The following is an 18,239-nucleotide window of genomic DNA, read 5'->3' as shown; positions in this document are numbered from 1 at the left end:
AGGGAGCCCGCCCGTGGCCGTGGCGAACGAGCTGCTGTTGAACTCGGTACGGGTACGGCGGCCCGCCGCTGCCGGTGCCCCCCTCTACTGCGACGCGCTGGAGTACGGGCTGACCGGTGACGGCGCGACGAACGACCAGCCGGCGCTGGCCGCCCTCGTGGACCGCCTCGGCGCCGGGTACGCCTCGGACGGCCGGGCCCGCGTCATCTACTGCCCGCCGGGCATCTACTCGATCCGTGACGCCGGCACGGTGTGGCGCAGCGGCGTCTCGCTTGTCGGCGCCGGCCCGGCGGCGACCCGGTTCATGCTCAGCAACGAGGGCAACCGCGCCGACCCGACCCCGCTTGCCTTCTGGACCACCGTGCAGCACGGCGCCGACCGGGACCGGCACATCGCCGACTGCACCTTCGCCGACTTCCAGATCGACGGCTCCGGCGTGGCGATGGCCGAGTACAACTACCTCGCCAAGGGCCTGGGCCTGCAGTACGTCGTGCGCGGGGTGTTTCGCAACCTCTACATCCACCACACCGCGGCCACCGGGCTGGGCTGCGACTTCCTCCAGGACTCGCTCATCGACGGCGTGGTGGTGGTCGGCTGTGGCCGCCTCGACAACGGCGAGCAGATCGGCGGCGCCGGCATCGGCGTGGGCATCGGCGGCTGGGGCGCGGTGGAGCGGTTGACAATCGCCAACTGCACCACGCTCGCCAACGGCACCAACGGCATCTTCCTGGAGCTGCAGAAGGACTACTGGATCCCGCCGCGCGGCTACCGCATCATCGGTTGTCACAGCCAGGGCAACCGGTTCGGCATCTCCGACTGGGGCGCCGACGGTCTCATCGTCTCCGCCTGCACGATGACCGGCAACCTGGAGGCAGGCTTCGACATCTCCGCGCAGGGGACCGCGGCGGTCGCCGGACGGGGTGGGTTGCTCACCGACTGCGTGATCGACGGCAACATCCGCGACGGGGTCAGCGTCGGCAACAGCCCGGGCCCGTACACCATCCGGGGCAACCGGATCAGCGGGAACGGCCAGCACGGCTACCACGGGCACGACCTCGGACGGGGCTACCAGGGCCCGGTACGGGACGTGGTGGTGGAGAGCAACGAGTTCTGGGGCAACGGGCTGGACGCCGTCCGGATGGACCACCAGATGACCGACGCGGTGCTGCTGAACAACCGGATCCGCAACAACGGGCGACAGTACGCGCAGGCCGCAAGCGGTGGCGGCGAGACCGTCCGCTACGCCGAGCGGTCCATGGTGGACCGTTCCGCGAACTGGCCGCACGACGGGCACCGGGGCAAGGTCCTGCGGGTGGGACGGGCCGTGGCCATGGTCGCCGCGAACACAGGCGACGAACTCGTCCTGGCGCCGGTCCGGCCCGACGGCATCAGCGCGTGGAGCGGGGACGTGCCACCCCCGGGCTGCGGGTACGAGTTGTCCGCGGCACCCGAGCGGCGGGCCGGCATCACCATCGACGCCGCGTTCGACTCGGCCACCATCCGCGGCAACCGGGTCTGGGACAACCACGAGAACAGCACCCAGACCCACGGGCTGTGGATCACCGAGCGGGGTAGCTGCGTGGACTGCCGGGTCGAGGACAACGACCTCGCCGGCAACGCCGACGACGGGATGCGCCTGGACACTCCGCCGGTGGGCGGACGCTGGCGCGACAACCACGTCGACAGCGACTGGAGCTGACCCGCCGAGGCCGGCGGTCGGCGGCGGCGGCTCGGGCCTGACCGGCGAGAGTCGGCGGTCGACGGCGACGGCTCGGGCCTGACCGGCCGGGGCGGACGGCGAAGCGGCGGCGGCCGGGGTGCTCCCCGGTCGCCGCCGCTCGTCGTGCGTGGGTCAGCCGGCCAGGCCGGCCACCGGGGTGGGATCCAGCACGACAGTCGCCGAGGCGGACTGCGGCGGCACACCAGGCTCCGTCGGCGCGTCGGTGTACTCGGCGACGAACACCGCTGTCAGGTTGTCCGCGCCGCTGTGCCCGCCGTCCACGAAGGTGGGGATCGTCCCGGAGCACCCGGTCGCCGTGGAGAGCGGGTGCCCGTGCTCGTCGTGCCCGAGCACGTAGGTGACAGTCACCCGGGAGCAGTCCACCGGCAGGTCGTCGGTGACCTTCACCTCGTACGCGACCGTCTGGCCGAACTGGAACGGCTGCCCGGCCACCGGTGCGACGAACTCGATGACCGGCGCGGTCGGCCCGACCAGCAGCGGCAGGGTCGCCGAGGCGGACCGCCCGGTGCGGTCGGTCACCTTCAGCGTCGGCGTGTACGAGCCGTTCTCCTCGAACGTCCACGTCGGGTTCGGGTCGGTGCTGTCCACCGAGCCGTCCGCGTCGAAGTCCCACGCGTAGCTCAGCTTGTCACCGTCCGGGTCGGTTGTGCCGGCGCTGGAGAACGCGACGGTCAGCGGGGCCTGCCCGACCGTCGGCGTACCGCTGATCTTCGGGATCGGCGTCCGGTTGCCTCGGACGAAGTCGATCCGGGACAGCTGGGCGTCCGGGTTCTCGGCGAAGTAGCCGTCCCCGTACTCCAGCACGTAGAGCGCGCCGTCCGGACCGAACTCCATGTCCATCGGGTTGTCCACCACAAGCGACGGCGCCACCGGCCGGATGTCCTGCACGTCCCCGTCGGAGTCGAGGCGGAACTCCTTGATGTAGTCCCGGGTCCACTCGTAGAACAGCGGCACGCCGTCGTAGTAGGCAGGCCACCGGGTACGCGACGTGCTGGTGCCGTCGTAGTCGTACGCCGGGCCGCCCATCGGGGCGATGCCGCCCGTGCCCAACTGCGGGAACTCGGCCGATGCGGCGGCCGAATACCAGACCTGCGGTGCCTCGACCGGCGGCAGCACCCGCTTGCCGGTGTTGTGCGGTGAGTCGTTGACCGGGCGCTTGCAGTTGAACTTCGGACCGGACTCGCCGGTGGCGAAGTCGTAGTCGCGGTAGGCGATCGTCGGCGTCACGCAGTACGGCCAGCCGTAGTTCGCCGGCTTGTCGACGACCATCCACCGGCCGTGGCCGGCCGGCCCGCGTTCCGGGTTCGCCGTGGAGGCGTCCGGGGAGTAGTCGCCCAGGTACACGTTGTCGGTACGCCTGTCGACGGCGAACCGGAACGCGTTGCGCAGCCCCATAGCGTAGATCTCCGGACGGGTCTGCGCCGTGCCCGGCTTGAACAGGTTGCCGGCCGGCACCGTGTAGCCACCACCGGCCTTCACCTTGATGCGCAGCAGCTTGCCGCGCAGGTCGTTGGTGTTGGCCGCGGTGCGCTGGGCGTCGTACGCCGGGTTGCGGTCGGCCCGCTCGTCGATCGGCACGTAGCCGTCGGAGGCGAACGGATTGGTGTCGTCGCCCGTCGACAGGTACAGGTTGCCCTTACTGTCGAAGTCGATCTGGCCGCCGACGTGGCAGCAGATGCCCCGGTCGGTCGGCACGTCGATGATCTGCTGCTCGCTGGCGAGGTTGAGCTTCATCCCGTCCAGCTTGAACCGGGACAGCCGTAGCGCGCCCTTGAACCGCTGCCAGTCGGCTTCGGTGCCGACCGCCGGCGCGTCCCCCTCGTTGACGTCGGGGGTCGCCGGGTCGTCCACTGGCGTGTCCAGCGGTGGCGAGTAGTACAGGTACACCCACTTGTTCTGGGCGAAGTTCGGGTCGATGGCGACCCCCTGCAACCCCTCCTCGTCGTGCTCGTACACGTCGATGTCGGCGGCGAGGGTGTTCAGCCCGGTGCGCGGGTCGTGGATGCGGACCTCGCCGGTACGTGAGGTGTGCAGCACCCGCAGGTCGGGCAGGACGGCGAGGCTCATCGGCTCGCCGGGGAAGTCGTTGAGCGTCACCTTCTGGAAGCTGCTGTCCGGCGGCGCGGCCGCCGGTGCGGCGGCCGCTGCCGTCGTCGGCGCGACCAGGCCGGCCGACACCAGGAGCAGGGCGGACACGAAAGCGGTCCTGTTCGTCATCAGGTAGTCCCCCGAGGTGGTCAGTACCGCAGGGCGGCGAGGTAGTCGAAGCCGACCCGGGCGGTGTCCAGGGCGTCGGCGGGGACGCGCGGCGAGGTGCCCGCGTCGTCGCGCTCCACGATGTACTCCTCGATGTCCGCCTCGCGCTCGTGGGCGAAGATCCGGCCGAAGTCGATGACGCCGTCGCCGAGATCCGCGAAGCCACCCTCGACGTCCAGGTCCTTGACGTGCACCTGGCGGATCCGGCCACGGTTGGCCTGGATCACGTCGACCGGGTCGTGTGCCCCCCGCCAGGTCCAGTAGAGGTCGAGTTCGAAGTGGACCAGCCGGGGGTCGGTCTGCCCGGTGAGGATCTCGAAGCCTGTCGAGCCGTCGGTCAGCGGCACGAACTCCAACTGGTGGTTGTGGTAGCCGAAATCGAGCCCGGCGCGCTCGGCCAGCCGGCCCGCCTGGTTGAGGTCCCGGGCCAGGGCACGGTAGACGGCAGGGTCCCGGTACGGACGCCCCTCGGCATCCCGACCGAAGTACGGGTGGACGATCTTCTTGGAGCCCACCGTGTTGGCGTCCGCGAGGGCACGTTCCCAGGTGGCGGCGTCGAACGGCTGCGGGATGCCTGTGTGCCCGGACGTGGCGCGCAGCCCGGCCGCGTCAAGCGCGGCCCGGAACTCCGCGGCCGTACGCCCCACGAAGCCGGCGTGCTCCACCCGCCGGTAGCCGATGCGCCGCAGGGCGGTCAGGGTGCCCGGCAGGTCAGCGGCGAGCTGGTCGCGCAGCGTGTAGAGCTGGATGCTGATGCGGTCCACAGGCACCCGACGTCGGCCGTGGGACTGACCCCGGGCGGCGGTGTCACCGGCGGGCGCGGCGTTGGCCGGGCCGGTGAGGAGCCCGGCGGCGCCGACGGCGGCGGCGGAGACGGTCGCGGCGCGGAGCAGCCCGCGTCGGCTGACCGGCTCGGAGGTCGCTGTCGGCTCCGAGGGGTTGGTCTGGTGATCCATGGTGGTGGTCCCTTCCTGACGGCTGGTGTGCCGTCGGCAACTGTCGACCGGCTGCCTTCGCCGGGGCGCGCCGAACCGGCCGAAGGCAACGCTCCGGCTGGACGGTGAGGACGACGCGTGGGCGCGGTCGACGCCCCTGAGGGGGACCGCGGCCGACCCGGCAAGGGAGGCGGGCAGGCTGATCGACGAATGGGCAACCTTCTATCTGAAACCCGACCCTACCCTTGCCTCCGGACAAAGGCAAAGCTCCGTCTCGATGAGCAGAAGTTTCGCTCCAAATGACAAAAGTCCTCCCAGCAGGTGCGGCAGCCGCCCACACCCCCGCCCCGCGCCCACGCCCACGCGTCCGCCCCGCGCCCCGCGCCCGCGCGCCCCGCGCCCGCGCGTCCGCCGCGCGCCCCCGCGCCCGCCCCGCGCCCGCGCGTCCGCCGCGCCCGCGCCCCGCGCCCGCGCGTCCGCCGCGCCCGCGCCCCGCGCCCGCGCGTCCGCCGCGCCCGCGCCCCGCGCCCGCGCCCGCGCCCCGCGCCCGCGCGCCCGCGCCCCGCGCCCGCGCGCCCGCGCCCCGCGCCCGCGCGTCCGCGCCCGCGCCCCGCGCCCACGCGTCCGTCCGCCCCGTGCCCGCCCGCCCTGCGGGCCCGTGATCGCGCTCGATCCAGGATGTAGTGGTATTGGCGCGTCGGCGAGGCCCCTACATCTCGGATCGAGCGTGACCTTGAGGGGTCGCAGGCGTTGACGCCCTACCCGCCGGTGGGCCGAGGACGGGGTCCTCGCGGAGATCCCCACAACATCGGGGATGTTGCTGCCTCGCGCACGCCGGAGGCAGCAACATCCCCGATGTTGCGTAGATCTTGGGCGCGGGGCGCGGGGCGCGGGGCGCGGGGCGCGGGGCGCGGGGCGCGGGGCGCGGGGCGCGGGGGCCGCGCGGGCGCGGGGGCCGCGCGGGTGGGGGACGCGGGCGCGTGGGCTGCGGGGCGCGCGAGTCGTGCAACGGCGGCGATAGGTGCGGACGTGGCGGCGTCGGGGTGGGACCGGACGTTGCGGCTCGGGTGACGTGCCGGAGTGCGGACCGTGCCGAGAGACGGCAGTTGTGCGCTTTTCTCGTCATGTGACGCAGGGTCGGAAAATGCGCCGATAAATGCGCCGCCGATTATTTCCGAATGCCCTGGATACTCCAGTCGGGGCCGACAGAATGTGGCAGAGGGAAGCCGAAAACGGGGGGACTGAACATGACGTCTAGGCGGCGATTGACGCTGTTGGCGGTAACTATCGCAGCCGCACCGCTCGTGCTGGCCGGGTGCACCGCCGACCGGGACTCGGCGGCCGGGCCCGGCAAGGGACACGTGGCGGCGCCGGAGCTGACCGTGACGCCGGGGGACAAGGCCCGGGACATTCCGGTCAGCGCCGAGGTCGGCGCGGTGGTCAAGGGCGGACGGGTCACCGCCGTCCGGCTCACCGACGACAAGGGCGCGCAGGTCAAGGCGGAACCGCGTGAGGACGGCTCGGGTTGGGTGCCCAGCGCGCCGCTGCAACCTCGGCGTACGTACACGGCGGAGGTGACCGCGACCGGCGACTCGGGTGCGACCACGACGCGGACCACCACGTTCACCACGATGGCCAAGTCCACGAAGCCGCAGATCACCAGCACCCTCTATTTCGTCGGCAACCGGACGTACGGCACGGCGATGCCGGTAACCGTGGCGTTCGACCCGGCAATTCCGAAAGAGGCCAGGGCGGATGTGCAGCGCCGGTTGTTCGTGAAGACGAATCCGCCGCAGCCGGGCGCCTGGTCGTGGCTGGACGACGGAAGTCAGGTCTATTACCGGGCGCCCGATTTCTGGCGGCCGGGGACGTCGATCAGCGTCCGCGCGGGGCTGGAGGGCCTGCCGATCGGCAAGAACCTGGTCGGTGACGCCGAGCGGACCGCGACCTCGAAGATCGGGAAACAGGTCTCGCTGGAGATCGACAACGCCACGAAGCAGATGACCGTGCTGCGCGACGGCAAGCAGGTCCGCCGCATCCCGGTGAGCCTGGGCAAGCCGAGCACGCCCAGTTCCAGCGGCAAGATGGTGATCATGGAGAAGCACGAGCGGACCACCTTCGACACCCGGGGTGAGCCGAACGGCGGCTACGTGGTCGACGTCGACGACGCCCAGCGGCTCACGTGGGGTGGTGAGTTCATCCACTCGGCCCCCTGGTCGGAGGGCGAGCAGGGCTACACCAACACCTCGCACGGCTGCGCGAACGTCTCCGCCACCGCCGCGGACTGGCTGATGGGGGTGACCCAGGTCGGCGATCTGGTCACCGTCAAGGGCACCGAGGTCGACCTGCAACCCGGCAACGGCTGGACGGCGTGGAACGTGAGTTGGGACGAGTTCGTCAAGGGCAGCGCCCTGCCGGTGCCGTCCGGGCTGAAGCCCGCGCCGGTCGCCCCGGCGCACCCGGGAGCGGTGGCCGGCGGGTCACCCGCTCCGGCGCCCTCGGTCAGCGGCCGCTGACGTCAGGCGTAAGGCGCTGGGCCACCGGTACACAAGCGCACCGGGCGCACGACTCGACGGGCGCAGGAGACGACGGCCGACCCACCATCGCGGTGGGTCGGCCCGTTGGTGGAAGCACCCGGGCCGCGTCGGGGTCGGCCACCGCCCGACACGCGCCGGGTGGGCGTCAGGCGTTCACGCCAGGGGTACGCGGGCCACGCCGGGCCCGATGAGGCTGCCCAGCCAGAGTTGGTCGCCGTGCTGTCGTACCCCGGTGATCATCCAGTAGTTGCCGGCCGGGCCGTGCAGCGTACGACGGACCGTGCCCTCGCCGTCGACGAGCGCGACCAACCCGTAGCGGCGCGGCTGCGGCTGCATCGCGTCGGGCAGCAGCGCGGCGAGCTGGCGCAGCCGCGGATGCGGCAGCAGCCGTTCGGCGATGGGCACCCGAGGGCTGGGCAGGGCGATCCAGTACGTCCCGTCGCCCACCGCGGAGAGATTGTCCGGGTATGCGGGCAGGTCGGCGAGCACCCGCACCCCGCCGCGCAACTCCACGCGGAGCAGCCGGTGGGTGGTGGTCTCGACGAGCATCAGCGCCGACTCGTCGGGGGTCAGCGCGATCCCGTTGGGGAAGTAGAGCCCGTCGGCCACCACCTCGGTGCGTCCGCTGCCCGGGTGGTGGGCGAGCACCCGGCCGTTGGGGCGGTGTTCCAGCAGGTCCCGCTTCCAGTGCGAGACCGGGAACCGGTCCGACGAGTCGGTGAAGTAGACGGTGCCGTCGCGGGCCACCGTCGCGTTGTTGGCAAGGTGCACCGGCGGTGCCGTCCCGGTCAGCTGGCGGACCGTCCCGTCCGGCGTGACCCGCAGCAACCCGCGGTACGCGTCGCAGACGATGAGCGCCTCCGCGGACGGGTCCGCCTCGATGCCGAGCGGCCGGCCGCCGGTCTCGGCCAGCAGCCGGGGTCGGGTGCCGGCCGGCGCGTCGACAGGCCACCACCAGAGGTTGCCGTCCTCGTCGCCGCTGACGACGCGGCCGCTGGGGTCGACAAGTACGTCCTCCGGCCCGACGGCCCCCTCGGGGAGGGGCAGGAGGTCGACCCGGTCGAGCCGGCGGTCGGTAGCCGCCCACACGCCGGTGAGCGGAGGCGGAACGGTGGCCGTTTCGCGGACGGGCCGGATCAGCCGGGGCGGCCGGGGCCGGGGGATCACCATCGGGTCATTCTCCACCGCCGATGCCTGGCGCGCCCGAAGCGTCGTGTACGCGGCGTGCCACCTGGCCGTTCGGGCGACCGCGAGGCCCCTGGCCTGGTCCCTTAGGGGGATGAGCGGCATCTCGGGGGATGACCCTGGGCGTACCCGGAATCACTCCGCCGAGGGGCGAAACTGTCGGTGGTGGGGGCTAGATTTCACCTCATGGTAGAGCGCAGCGACCGGATCGACGTGCAGGTCAGCGTGGGGGACAAGGTGGTCCAGGTGCGGGTGGCCGGCGAGGTCGACATCGCCACTGTCGCCGCGTTCCGGTCCGCTCTGTGGTCCGCGCCGGCGCGGCCGGTCGTGCAGTTGGAGCTGTCCGGGCTGCGCCTGCTCTCCGCGGCAGGCGTGCGCGCGCTGCTCGCCGCGCATCTGCGCGTCCGGGCCCGGGGCGGCGAGCTGGTCCTTGTCGATCCCACCCCGGTGGTGGCCCGGGTGCTGCGCGCCACCGGCCTGCACCGGGTGATGCCGATCATCGAGCCCGCCCGGGTCGTCGAGGCCGCTCGTCGGCCGGCGCCAGCCGACCTGGTCGAGGCCGCTCGACGCCCCGCGCCAGCCGACCTGGTCGAGGCCGCTCGACGCCCCGCGCCAGCCGACCTGGTCGAGGCCGCTCGTCGGCCGCCGGCCGCGCCCGGCGGCCTGGTGCTGGCCGCCTGAGGCTGACCGCGCGTCAGCAGGGGCCGACCCGACGCCGGCATCGGCGTGATGCCGGTCGCCTGCCGCCGACAGCGGGAGCGCCGAGCGGTCGCCTGACGCCGACAGCGGGCACGCTCGGGGGCCGCCCGGCGTCGAGCCGAACGGCCCCCGTCACGTTCGATCAGCGCACGCCGAGCAGGTCGACGACGAAGACCAGGGTCTCGCCCGGCTTGATGACGCCGCCGGCGCCGCGGTCGCCGTACCCCAGGTGCGGCGGGATGGTGAGGCGGCGACGGCCGCCGACGCGCATCCCCACCACGCCCTGGTCCCAGCCGGCGATGACCTGACCGCCGCCGAGCGGGAACTCGAACGCCTCGCCCCGGTTCCAGGACGAGTCGAACTCGCCGCCCGTGGAGTGCGACACGCCTACGTAGTGCACGCTAACCAACTGACCCGCCTCGGCCTGCGGGCCGTCGCCCACGGTGATGTCCTCGGTCACGAGGTCGGCCGGCGGCGCACCCTCGATCGGACCCACCTCGGGCTTGCCCGATCGGGCGCCTGCTGCCTGGTTCATGCGGGGATCTCCTGCCGTGTTGGGTGATGTGTCCGGTCACCGTCGATCCTGCCGGATAGCGCTTCACCAATGTGCGGCGGACCCGCCACCTGCCCCGACACGCCCACCGGAGCGCCGATGCGGGGGGACCGGCGGGTACGCGTCGCGGCGGGCGTCACAGGTGGTGACGCCCGCCGTGCGACGGTGCGGTGGCGTCACCGCAGCCAGGGCGTCTGCCGGACGATCGGCAGTTGCGCCCAGACCTTCCCGAGGCCCCAGGTGTCGCCGGCGTTGACAAGCGCCAGGACCGCGAGCACCGCGGCGTAGATCAGGTGGTCATCCATGAAGAGGTTGTTCTCCGGAGGCAGGACGGCGGTCCACATGAGGACCAGCAGCAGCCCACCGGCCACGGCCGCGACCCGCATGCCCACGCCGAGCAGGAGCGCGATGCCGATTCCGGCGAGACCGGCCATGAACAGCCAGTCGGCCCAGGCGGCGCCGGCGATGCCTGTGTAGACGTCCTTGAACGGCCCGGCGACCCCGAAGGTGAGGAAGCCCTTGGTGGGGCTGCCCCCGTTGATCCAGGCGTTCTTCGACTCGGTCTCGTGGCCGAGGCCGAACAGCTTGTCGAGGAAGGCCCAGACGAAGATCCAGCCGAGTGCCATCCGGATGCCGGCCAGGACATAGCGGGTGGCCCTCTCTCGGGTGGCGCCGGCCGTCGGAGCGGTGGTCTCGGCGGTGGTCCGCTCGATCGTCGCGGTCATGGTGTCCACGTCCCTTCTCTGCCTCGCACCGCGCTTCCCGGTTGCACCTCCAGTGGACGCTCTCGGCCGCGCCGGCGGCAGGGCCGGCGGACCGCCCCGGTCCGGGACCTTCGACCCCCGACTTCCCGACTGTCGGGTCAGGGTCGGACCGGCCCGATCCGGGCCGTCACGTCGAGGTGCGCCGGTTGGCAGCCGGTCGTCGTGGCGAACCGGCGGACCGCGTCGTGGACGTGCTCGCGGACTCCGGCGGCGCGGGCGTCGCTGGTCAGGTCCACCCGGATCCAGACGTCGGGGCGCGGTGGCGTGCCGGTGAGCACCACCCGGGCCCGGTCCACCCCGGGTACGCGGAGCAGGTCCCGTTCCAGCGCGCGGACGAGGACCTCGGTGGCCAGTCGGGTGCGACCGGGGTGACTGCCGGGCCGGCTCAGCGTGCCCCGCAGCGCCCGGTCGGGTCGGCGCAGCGCCCGGTGCAGCAGACGCTGCCCGGCGACGGCGGTCAGCAGCCCGGCGACCGCCGCGGCCAGGGTGCTCCAGGGGGTCGCGAGCCGCCACGTCTCCACCATGCCGCCGCCGAGCAGGACCGCGTCGGGGTGGCCGCCCGGCAGCGTGCCGGCGCCGGCCGCCAGCGCCGTCACTCCGACGGCCACCAGCAGCAGCGCGACGATTGTCCACAGCAGGCGGTGCGCGGCATCGGTCATGCCGGCCGCCTGCGGGGCGACAGTCGGATCTCGACGCGCTCGGCGGGTGGCGAGGCGAGCTGACGCAGCTCCTGACGCACGGCGAACTCGACCTCGCCACGGGCCGCCGGGTCGCCTGTGGCGCGCAATCGGGGCCGCCACCTGTCACCGTGGCGCCGCACCCGCACCCGGGTTGCGCGTACGCCGGGCACGGTGTCCGCCGCGTCGGTCAGCCGACGTTCCACGCACCGCCGGCGCAGGTGCCAGCCGTCGTGCTCGTCCAGGCGCAGCCGGACCGGCGTCCATCGGCGCAGTTGGGCGGCCAGGACGAGCAGACCCAGCAGGACGGCGGCGCCGGCCGTTCGCCGCACGGCCGGATCGTGCCACCGGGTGGTGGTCAGCGCGTCGTACCAGCCGGGGCGAATGAGCAGCGGTGTCGGGCGACCCAGCGTGACCAGCAGCGCCTGCGCGGCCAACAGGACGCCGCCGACGAGCAGGACGACGGCCAGCAGCCCGGTGGCCACCCGGTTGGCGGTCGCGGTGGTCAGCTCGGGGCGTGCGACAGGTCGGCGCGGCGCGGTGTCGTCGTCGGAACCGGGCACCGCCAGGTCCCGCACCGTGATCGTCGCCGTGGCCACCGAGTGGCCGGTGCCGGCGCACACCTGCTCGGCGACCGTCTGGCGGATCGCGTCGGCGACGGCGGGCACGCTGTGGCCGTACTCGATGACGAGGTGCAGGTCGAGGCCCACGGACCGGTCGCCCACGCGGACGGTTGCCGGGCGGACGTCGGAGACGCCGGGCACGCGACCTGCCGCGTCGGTAGCGATCCGCCCGACCTCCGCCGCCGCGCCGCTCTCGCCCGCCGGCCCGCTGGCGGCGTGGGTGCCGAACTGCTGACGCGACATGCTCTGACCTCCCAGCCGGTCCGTTGCGGGCGACCTCGCTGGATACACCCCGTCGGGTGCCCTGGAACACGAATCGGATGTGATCCAGGTCACAGTAGCCGTCGAGTGCCGGCCTCGCCGGCCAACCCCGTGCGCCGCGCTCGGCCACCCGGCGGTCGGCATGCGGCTGGCTGGCCGCGCTCCGTCGTTGCGGCGGCCTGCCGTTCGCGCACCTGGCGCGGCGCTGCGGCGGCCGGCCGGGCCGCTCCACCGGAACGGGTGATCGACCGCCTAGACTCGGCGCGGTTCGAGCGACCGGCGGATGGATCAGGCAGATGACGAGCAGCGACGATCGCGGCTGGCTGCGGGCGATGCCCGCCGATGGTGGACGCGACGCGCTGTTCGACCGCGCCGGCCACCGGGTGTACGGGACGCGCCGGCTCAGCGAGCTGGTGCAGGGGCGGCCGCCTGGCGTCACGGGCAGTCAGTGGGGTTCGGCCAGCCGGGCGGCGTTCGACCTCGTGGTCTGCGCCGCCGGAACCGGACGGCCGGTCGTCGCCGTGGCGATCGGGCCGGTCCCGCCGGCCGGGTCTGCCGAGCAGCGCGCCGAGCGCCTCACCGACGCCGTGAGCGCGGCCGTCGGGCTGCCCGTGCTGCGCATCGGCTCACCGACGCTGCGCGCCGCGGAGCACGGCCGACGGCTCGTGGAGTACGTGGTCGACGCGCGCGCCTACGCGGCGGGCTCCGCCGTCGCCGGCGGCGAGGACGAGTCCGCTCCGGTGGGCTTCCGCGACATCCTCGGGCGGCTTCCGGACGGCCGGACCGGCCCGGTGAACGACCTCGGCGCGTTGACCCGTGCGGCGGCTGTCGAGGCGTACGTGGCCGGGCGGCTGGCCGACCCGATCGTGCGCGGGCTGCACGTGCGCTGGGCCGAGGGCCCGGCGCAGGGCTGGAGCTGGGTCCAGGTGCGCCCGGACGCGTGCCTCGTCGAACGGGTCTCGGTGACCGCGCAGCGCTTCTCCTGCGGCGTCGACGTGGCCCGGCTGGCCGAGGACCTGGCGACAGTCGCTGTCGGCGAACGGCTGCGCGCCGTGCGGTCGGACGGCCCGGACCTGCTGGCGCGCGTGGACCTCACCACGCAGATCGTCGCGTTGAGCCGACGCCGCGACGAGCTGGTGGGTGGCTTCGCGTTCGACCACCTCTGCGCGGACTGACCGGCCACTTTCCCTGCTGAGCCCTGCTCCGCACCCGATTCGCTCGGGGGCGGAGCAATTTTCTGTGCGTCTGTTGAACCTTCCCCGTCGCCGTCCCGTACTCCTGCGCGAACGAAGAGGATCTCCCCAACCGCGTCGACCGGACGCGGGAGACGGTGCGGAAAGGGCATCGTCGGCCATCGACACGTTACCGGGTAGGTCGCGGTGGTCGCCGCCGTGGCGTGCCATCTCACATCCGTCGGTCCGCCGAGGGCAGGAATCCACTACCGGATCGAGAAGGAGAGCAATTCGATGCGCAGGTCCACTCGGGCGCGCCGGTCACCCGGCATCGCGCGGAGCAAGCGTCTGCTGGCAGTTGTCGGCACGCTCGTGGTCTTCGGCGGAGTAGTCGCCGTCACCCAGATCTCGTCGGCCCAGGACCGGCGGACGAACAAGCCTCGGCCGGTCGCCGGCCAGTGCGTGGAGCCGAGCCCGGGATCGACCGCGCCGAGTGGCGCCTCGACCAGCCGTACCTGGCAGAACGGTCGATGGGTGCGCAACCACTGGGGTGACGGTCAGGAGTCGGTGGCGGAGTGCGAGGACGGCAAGGACGGCACGGTGGGCAGCGGCTCGGCGGTCGCCTGTCCCGATGTGGCTGCCAAGCTGCCGCAGGTGCCGGATCGGGCGCGCGCCGAGGTCGACCGTAATCTCGCGCAGTTGCAGACCCAGATCGCGGAGGCCGATCGTCGGCTGGCCGCCGAGGGCAACAAGGGCGCCGCGTTCATCCGCAATGCGATCCTGCAGCCGCTGGCCGGCAAGCGTAAGGCGGTGCTGGACCGGATCACGACGGCTATCGACCGGGTCGGTCCGCGCCCGCAGGGTTTGGCGCAGCTCGCCGAGTGCCAGGTGCAGCCCACAGGTAACAACAACGGTGGCGGGAACAACAACGGTGGGAACACCGGCGGTGGCAACAACAACGGTGGGAACACCGGTGGCGGAAACAACGGTGGTGGCAACAACGGCGGAAACAATGGCGGCACCGCTCCCGGCGCGGGACTCGGCGTGCTTGCCAACGACTGCGACGAGAGCAAGTTGGAGGCGCACGACGGTTTCCAGAAGGGCAACCGCTGCGTGAGCACCGAGTTCGGTGAGGTCGGCGCCGCCGCCAACAACCCGTCGCTGCTGATCACCCAGTTCCCGCAGCAGGTCGGCCGCAACCAGCCCTTCACCCTGCGGGTCAGCACCAAGAACCTGGTCCGTGACCGCTTCCTCGCGGCCGGTCAGGGCGGGTACTACGTGGAGAGCTCGCTGCTCAACGCCCAGGGCCTGGTCCGGGGTCACTTCCACACCGCCTGCCGGATGCTCGACAGCCTGACCGCGCCGCCGGAGCCGCAGGAGGTGCCGGCGTTCTTCGTCGCCACCGAGGACGGTCGCGGTGGCGCCCAGCCGGACGACGTGACCATCCAGATTCCGGGCCTGCCGGAGTCGGGTACGGCGCAGTGCTCGGTCTGGGCCGGTGACGGCTCGCACCGTCTGCCGATGATGGAGCGGGCGAACCAGACCCCCGCGTTCGATTCGATCCGCATCAACGTCAACTGAGTCGACTGTCGGCCGGTCAGCCGGGGTGCGCAGCCCCGGGTGACCGGCCGCGCACACAGCGAAGGGGTCCCGCCGTTTCGGCGGGACCCCTTCGCTGTGCCGTGTGTCAGCGGCCCTTGTACGCCTCGACGACCTCGACCGGGATCCGGCCCCGCTCGGAAATCTTGTAGCCGTTCTTGACGGCCCATTCCCGGATCGCCCGGTTCTGCTCGCGATCCATTCCGGCGCCGCTGGGTCGCCCCGGCCGCCGAACTGTCCGCGTGTTCTCTGCCGGGCCTCGACCGATCCGCCGACCCGCATTGATGTACGGGTCCAGCGCCTTACGCAGGACGCCGGCATTCTCGTCCGAGACGTCGATCGTGTAGGCCACGCCGTCGAGACTGAACTCGACCGTCCGGTCGGCCTTCCCGCCGTCGAGGTCGTCGGTCAGCACCGTGATTACTTTTCTCGCCATTGCCGATTACTCCCTGTAGGTGGCGGGATGTGTCCAAAGTCTGACCTATCAACCGGGGAATCCGCAACAATATGCGTCCCATTCATTTCGGCGCGTCGCGATTGAGTGGCGTACAAAACCGGGAACCGCCCCGGAATCGCAGGCGGCGGGGCCGTGTCAATCGGTAAGCAGGCCGGCGTGTCCGGCGATGGCCGCCGCCTCCGCGCGGTTGGAAACCCGCAGCTTGCGCAGCAGCGCGGCGGTCATCCGTTTCACCGTCCGTTCCGAGACGTGCAGTTCCTCGGCGACGTCGACGGTGCTGCGGCCGGCGGCGATCGCCCGCAGCAGGCGGCGTTCCTCGGCGTCCAGGTCTACCGACGCGGCGCGGGAGGGGCCCAGCAGGGCGCGCAGCAGCTCCGCCGGCAGGACCGCCCAGCCGTCGAGGATTGCCAGCAACGGGGGTAGCAGCTCCTCCGGTTCGCTGGTCTTCGGCAGGAACCCCTCGGCGCCGGCCCGCAACGCCTCCAGCGCGGGTGCCGGGTCGGTGGAACCGGACATCGCGACCACCCGTACGCGTGGCGTGGTGCGCCGGATGGCAGCCACCGCCCGGATGCCCCCGGGCGGTGGCATGTGCAGGTCGACGAGCGCCAGGTCGGGGTGGCAGCGGCTGACCAGGGTGGCCGCCGCGGCGGCGTCGCCGGTCGAGCCGACCACCTCGGCGCGTCCGTCGGTAGTCACCGGAAGCAGCAGCTCGAGGCCGCGGACGAAGAGGGGGTGGTCGTCCACGACAGCGAGTCTGAGGGTGGGGGCGTCCGGCATGTCTGCGCCGTTCCCCAGCGGGTACCGATCATGCGGGTACGCACCGAACGGGGGGAGTCGGATGCATGCGGGCACGCCGGGGCTGGCAGGGTTTGTTGCGAGGGTTGCGTCGGAGCGGGCCGGGAGCGGGGGCCGAGCCGCCGGCGGGTGTCGACGCGGACCTGCTGCTGCGGGTGTTGTGCCACGAGTTCCGTACCCCGGTCAGCGCCCTGACCTCGTTGACCCGGGCGTTGGCCGATGAGCGCCGGACGCTCACCGGCGCGGACCAGCGGGCGATCATCGAACTGGCCCGCGACCAGGCAGTCCACTTGCAGGGCCTGCTGCGCGACGCGACAGCCGGCGCGGGCGTGCTGGCGCCGACGGCTCCACCGGAGGCCACCGTGCCGCTGGCCGGGATCCTGCGGGAGGTCGCCGCGCTGGTGCCGGCGGGCCGGCGGCGGGCCCGCGCCACCCGGCGGGCGGGTTCCTGGCCGGTGCCGGCGGGCCGGACCCGGCAGGTGGTGGTGAACCTCGTCGAGAACGCGTTGCGCCACGGGCCGGCCGGAGGGCACGTCGGCATCTACGCGGCGCTGCGCGGGCCCGGCCTGAGCATCGTGGTCACCGACGAGGGGCGGGTGGACGAGGCGCTGCTGGTGGCGCTGCGCCGTCCGGCGCCGGCGGTCGGGATGTCCGGGCTGGGGCTGTGGATCGTGCGACACCTGGTGGCCGTCGACGGGGGAGTGCTGCGCGCGCACCGGCTGCGGCCCCGGGGCGTGGCTCTGGAGGTGCTGCTGCCGGTGGTCCACCCGCTGCGCTGACCCGACCGGGACACGGGTTGGCCCGGCCGGGTCAGCGGGATGGGAATCGTCCTCGGTGCCAGCCTTCCGGCACCGAGGAGGTCGAATGTTCAGCCACGTCAAGGACCTGCAGTTCGAGGCCAAGCCGGACGCTCCGGACGCCGCGTTCGCCCGCCGCCTGCAGGAGGTCCTGGGCGGCAAGTGGGGCGAGCTGACAGTCGCCAACCAGTACCTGTTCCAGGGGTGGAACTGCCGGCTGCCCGGCAAGTACAAGGACCTGCTGCTCGACGTCGGCACCGAGGAGGTCGGGCACGTCGAGATGATCGTCACGATGATCACCCGCCTGCTGGACAACGCCCCGCTGTCGCTGTCGGAGGCCCTCGCGGACAACCCCGGGGGTGGGGCGGTCTACGCCGGGTCGAACCCGGCGCACTTCATCCACGGCGGGGCCGGGGCGCTGCCCGCCGACAGCAACGGGGTGCCCTGGAGCGGCGCGTTCGTCACCGCCAGCGGCAACCTGCTTGCCGACTTCCAGCTCAACGTGACCGCCGAGGCGCAGGGCCGCCTGCAGGTCTCCCGACTGTTCCACATGACCGACGACCCGGGCGTCAAGCAGATGCTGCGCTTCCTGCTGGCCCGCGACACCATGCACCAGAACATGTGGCTGGCCGCCATCGAGCAGCTCAGGGAGGACGGCCTGGAGGACATGCCGGTGCCGGACGCCTTCCCGGACTCCGGGGAGTTCACCGACGAGTTCGGCTACGCCTGCCTGGGCTTCTCCTCCGGCACGGACTCCGCGCAGGGGCGCTGGGCGTCCGGGCCCGCGCCGGACGGCAGGGGGGAGTTCCGCTACGACGACCACCCGCGTGCGAACGCCCCCGAACCGGTGCTGCCGCCGGGCGACCCGCGGCTGTACGGCACGAACGCGGCCGCGTCGTGAACACGGTCTCGAGCCTGTCGGGTACCCGGGTGAAGCTGGCGGTCTGCACGGTGCTGACCGCGCTCGCCGTCGGCGTCGGGCTGCCCGCCCGGGTGGTGCTCGCCCTCGCGTTGACAGGCCTGGCCATTCCGGTCGCCGTGGCCCTGGCCGGCGGGCGCCGGGCGGTCCGGGACCTGCTGTTGCCGGTCCGTCGACGAGCGTCGGGTAGTGGTGTGGGTCACACCTCGGAACAAGGGGAACGCTTTGTTACTTGAGTGAGACACGCTCAACTCAACGCGATAGCAGGT

General features: G+C 72.7%; 16 protein-coding genes and 1 pseudogene. 8 read left to right on the top strand and 9 right to left on the bottom strand.

Annotated elements, in window-relative coordinates; all coding sequences use genetic code 11:
- Positions 1-13: 13 nt before the first annotated feature.
- Positions 14-1,699: a right-handed parallel beta-helix repeat-containing protein gene (locus tag OOJ91_RS04485; protein WP_439117019.1), complete on the top strand. Its 1,686-nt coding sequence runs from the start codon at positions 14-16 to the stop codon at positions 1,697-1,699.
- Positions 1,700-1,852: 153 nt separating this feature from the next.
- Here the strand turns inward: OOJ91_RS04485 and OOJ91_RS04480 are convergent, their stop codons facing one another.
- On the bottom strand, positions 1,853-3,958 hold the full coding sequence (locus OOJ91_RS04480; RefSeq protein WP_266242782.1) for a PQQ-dependent sugar dehydrogenase: 2,106 nt from the start codon (positions 3,956-3,958) through the stop codon (positions 1,853-1,855).
- Positions 3,959-3,978: 20 nt separating this feature from the next.
- Positions 3,979-4,953, bottom strand: a complete 975-nt coding sequence (locus OOJ91_RS04475) for a sugar phosphate isomerase/epimerase family protein (protein ID WP_266242779.1) — start codon at positions 4,951-4,953, stop codon at positions 3,979-3,981.
- A 1,226-nt stretch (positions 4,954-6,179) separates the two neighbouring features.
- Here OOJ91_RS04475 and OOJ91_RS04470 point away from each other — a divergent pair.
- Positions 6,180-7,448: a L,D-transpeptidase gene (locus OOJ91_RS04470; protein ID WP_266242778.1), complete on the top strand. Its 1,269-nt coding sequence runs from the start codon at positions 6,180-6,182 to the stop codon at positions 7,446-7,448.
- 174 nt (positions 7,449-7,622) lie between these two features.
- On the opposite strand, the gene OOJ91_RS04465 is transcribed toward OOJ91_RS04470, so the two are convergent.
- Positions 7,623-8,639, bottom strand: coding sequence for an SMP-30/gluconolactonase/LRE family protein (locus OOJ91_RS04465; protein WP_266242775.1), 1,017 nt, complete (start codon positions 8,637-8,639; stop codon positions 7,623-7,625).
- A gap of 201 nt (positions 8,640-8,840) precedes the next feature.
- Here OOJ91_RS04465 and OOJ91_RS04460 point away from each other — a divergent pair.
- Positions 8,841-9,164, top strand: a pseudogene (locus OOJ91_RS04460) (STAS domain-containing protein); the annotation flags it as partial.
- 331 nt (positions 9,165-9,495) lie between these two features.
- Here OOJ91_RS04460 and OOJ91_RS04455 read toward each other — a convergent pair.
- The 4 genes from OOJ91_RS04455 to OOJ91_RS04440 form a co-directional block, all read right to left on the bottom strand.
- The gene (locus tag OOJ91_RS04455) at positions 9,496-9,888 is read right to left on the bottom strand and encodes an FKBP-type peptidyl-prolyl cis-trans isomerase (RefSeq protein ID WP_266242771.1); all 393 of its coding nucleotides are present in this window, start codon (positions 9,886-9,888) and stop codon (positions 9,496-9,498) included.
- Positions 9,889-10,082: 194 nt separating this feature from the next.
- Complete coding sequence (locus OOJ91_RS04450) at positions 10,083-10,640, bottom strand: DoxX family membrane protein (protein WP_266242769.1); 558 nt, start codon at positions 10,638-10,640, stop codon at positions 10,083-10,085.
- Positions 10,641-10,768: 128 nt separating this feature from the next.
- On the bottom strand, positions 10,769-11,329 hold the full coding sequence (locus OOJ91_RS04445; protein WP_266242768.1) for a hypothetical protein: 561 nt from the start codon (positions 11,327-11,329) through the stop codon (positions 10,769-10,771).
- Positions 11,326-12,213, bottom strand: coding sequence for an Asp23/Gls24 family envelope stress response protein (locus OOJ91_RS04440; RefSeq protein ID WP_266242767.1), 888 nt, complete (start codon positions 12,211-12,213; stop codon positions 11,326-11,328). The genes OOJ91_RS04445 and OOJ91_RS04440 overlap by 4 nt, the downstream gene beginning before the upstream one ends.
- Positions 12,214-12,527: 314 nt before the next feature.
- Here OOJ91_RS04440 and OOJ91_RS04435 point away from each other — a divergent pair, with 314 nt between their 5' ends.
- Positions 12,528-13,406: a hypothetical protein gene (locus OOJ91_RS04435; RefSeq protein WP_266242765.1), complete on the top strand. Its 879-nt coding sequence runs from the start codon at positions 12,528-12,530 to the stop codon at positions 13,404-13,406.
- 291 nt (positions 13,407-13,697) lie between these two features.
- Positions 13,698-14,984 carry a hypothetical protein gene (locus OOJ91_RS04430; RefSeq protein ID WP_266242764.1) on the top strand — a complete coding sequence of 429 codons (1,287 nt, stop codon included), beginning with the start codon at positions 13,698-13,700 and terminating at the stop codon, positions 14,982-14,984.
- A gap of 106 nt (positions 14,985-15,090) precedes the next feature.
- On the opposite strand, the gene OOJ91_RS04425 is transcribed toward OOJ91_RS04430, so the two are convergent.
- Both OOJ91_RS04425 and OOJ91_RS04420 read right to left on the bottom strand, forming a co-directional pair.
- Positions 15,091-15,438, bottom strand: coding sequence for a histone-like nucleoid-structuring protein Lsr2 (locus OOJ91_RS04425; RefSeq protein ID WP_266242762.1), 348 nt, complete (start codon positions 15,436-15,438; stop codon positions 15,091-15,093).
- Positions 15,439-15,594: 156 nt separating this feature from the next.
- A complete protein-coding gene (locus OOJ91_RS04420) occupies positions 15,595-16,203 on the bottom strand; it encodes a response regulator (RefSeq protein WP_266242760.1) in 609 nt (202 codons plus the stop codon).
- A 98-nt stretch (positions 16,204-16,301) separates the two neighbouring features.
- Between OOJ91_RS04420 and OOJ91_RS04415 the strand changes: the two genes are divergently transcribed.
- The 3 genes from OOJ91_RS04415 (at position 16,302) to OOJ91_RS04405 (ending at position 18,206) form a co-directional block, all read left to right on the top strand.
- Entirely contained in the window at positions 16,302-17,033 is a 732-nt protein-coding gene (locus tag OOJ91_RS04415) for a sensor histidine kinase (RefSeq protein WP_266242758.1), read from the top strand.
- A gap of 85 nt (positions 17,034-17,118) precedes the next feature.
- Positions 17,119-17,952 (top strand): manganese catalase family protein, encoded by an 834-nt coding sequence (locus tag OOJ91_RS04410; protein WP_266242756.1) that lies wholly within the window; start codon positions 17,119-17,121, stop codon positions 17,950-17,952.
- Complete coding sequence (locus OOJ91_RS04405) at positions 17,949-18,206, top strand: hypothetical protein (protein ID WP_266242755.1); 258 nt, start codon at positions 17,949-17,951, stop codon at positions 18,204-18,206. Before OOJ91_RS04410 ends, OOJ91_RS04405 begins: the two co-directional genes overlap by 4 nt.
- Positions 18,207-18,239: the final 33 nt, after the last annotated feature.

The sequence above is a fragment of the Micromonospora lupini genome (assembly GCF_026342015.1).
Lineage (GTDB): Bacteria > Actinomycetota > Actinomycetes > Mycobacteriales > Micromonosporaceae > Micromonospora > Micromonospora lupini_B.
Note: the sequence above shows the minus strand (reverse complement) of the source record. Positions and strands in the feature narration are given on the sequence as shown.

Excerpts from the sequence above, each read along its gene's own strand:
- OOJ91_RS04435 (WP_266242765.1), top strand. The coding sequence starts at position 12,528 with ATGACGAGCAGCGACGATCGCGGCTGGCTGCGGGCGATGCCCGCCGAT.
- OOJ91_RS04465 (WP_266242775.1), bottom strand. The coding sequence starts at position 8,639 with ATGGTGATCCCCCGGCCCCGGCCGCCCCGGCTGATCCGGCCCGTCCGC.
- OOJ91_RS04445 (WP_266242768.1), bottom strand. The coding sequence starts at position 11,329 with ATGACCGATGCCGCGCACCGCCTGCTGTGGACAATCGTCGCGCTGCTG.
- OOJ91_RS04415 (WP_266242758.1), top strand. The coding sequence starts at position 16,302 with ATGCGGGCACGCCGGGGCTGGCAGGGTTTGTTGCGAGGGTTGCGTCGG.
- OOJ91_RS04470 (WP_266242778.1), top strand. The coding sequence starts at position 6,180 with ATGACGTCTAGGCGGCGATTGACGCTGTTGGCGGTAACTATCGCAGCC.
- OOJ91_RS04440 (WP_266242767.1), bottom strand. The coding sequence starts at position 12,213 with ATGTCGCGTCAGCAGTTCGGCACCCACGCCGCCAGCGGGCCGGCGGGC.
- OOJ91_RS04475 (WP_266242779.1), bottom strand. The coding sequence starts at position 4,953 with ATGGATCACCAGACCAACCCCTCGGAGCCGACAGCGACCTCCGAGCCG.
- OOJ91_RS04455 (WP_266242771.1), bottom strand. The coding sequence starts at position 9,888 with ATGAACCAGGCAGCAGGCGCCCGATCGGGCAAGCCCGAGGTGGGTCCG.
- OOJ91_RS04430 (WP_266242764.1), top strand. The coding sequence starts at position 13,698 with ATGCGCAGGTCCACTCGGGCGCGCCGGTCACCCGGCATCGCGCGGAGC.
- OOJ91_RS04425 (WP_266242762.1), bottom strand. The coding sequence starts at position 15,438 with ATGGCGAGAAAAGTAATCACGGTGCTGACCGACGACCTCGACGGCGGG.
- OOJ91_RS04410 (WP_266242756.1), top strand. The coding sequence starts at position 17,119 with ATGTTCAGCCACGTCAAGGACCTGCAGTTCGAGGCCAAGCCGGACGCT.
- OOJ91_RS04480 (WP_266242782.1), bottom strand. The coding sequence starts at position 3,958 with ATGACGAACAGGACCGCTTTCGTGTCCGCCCTGCTCCTGGTGTCGGCC.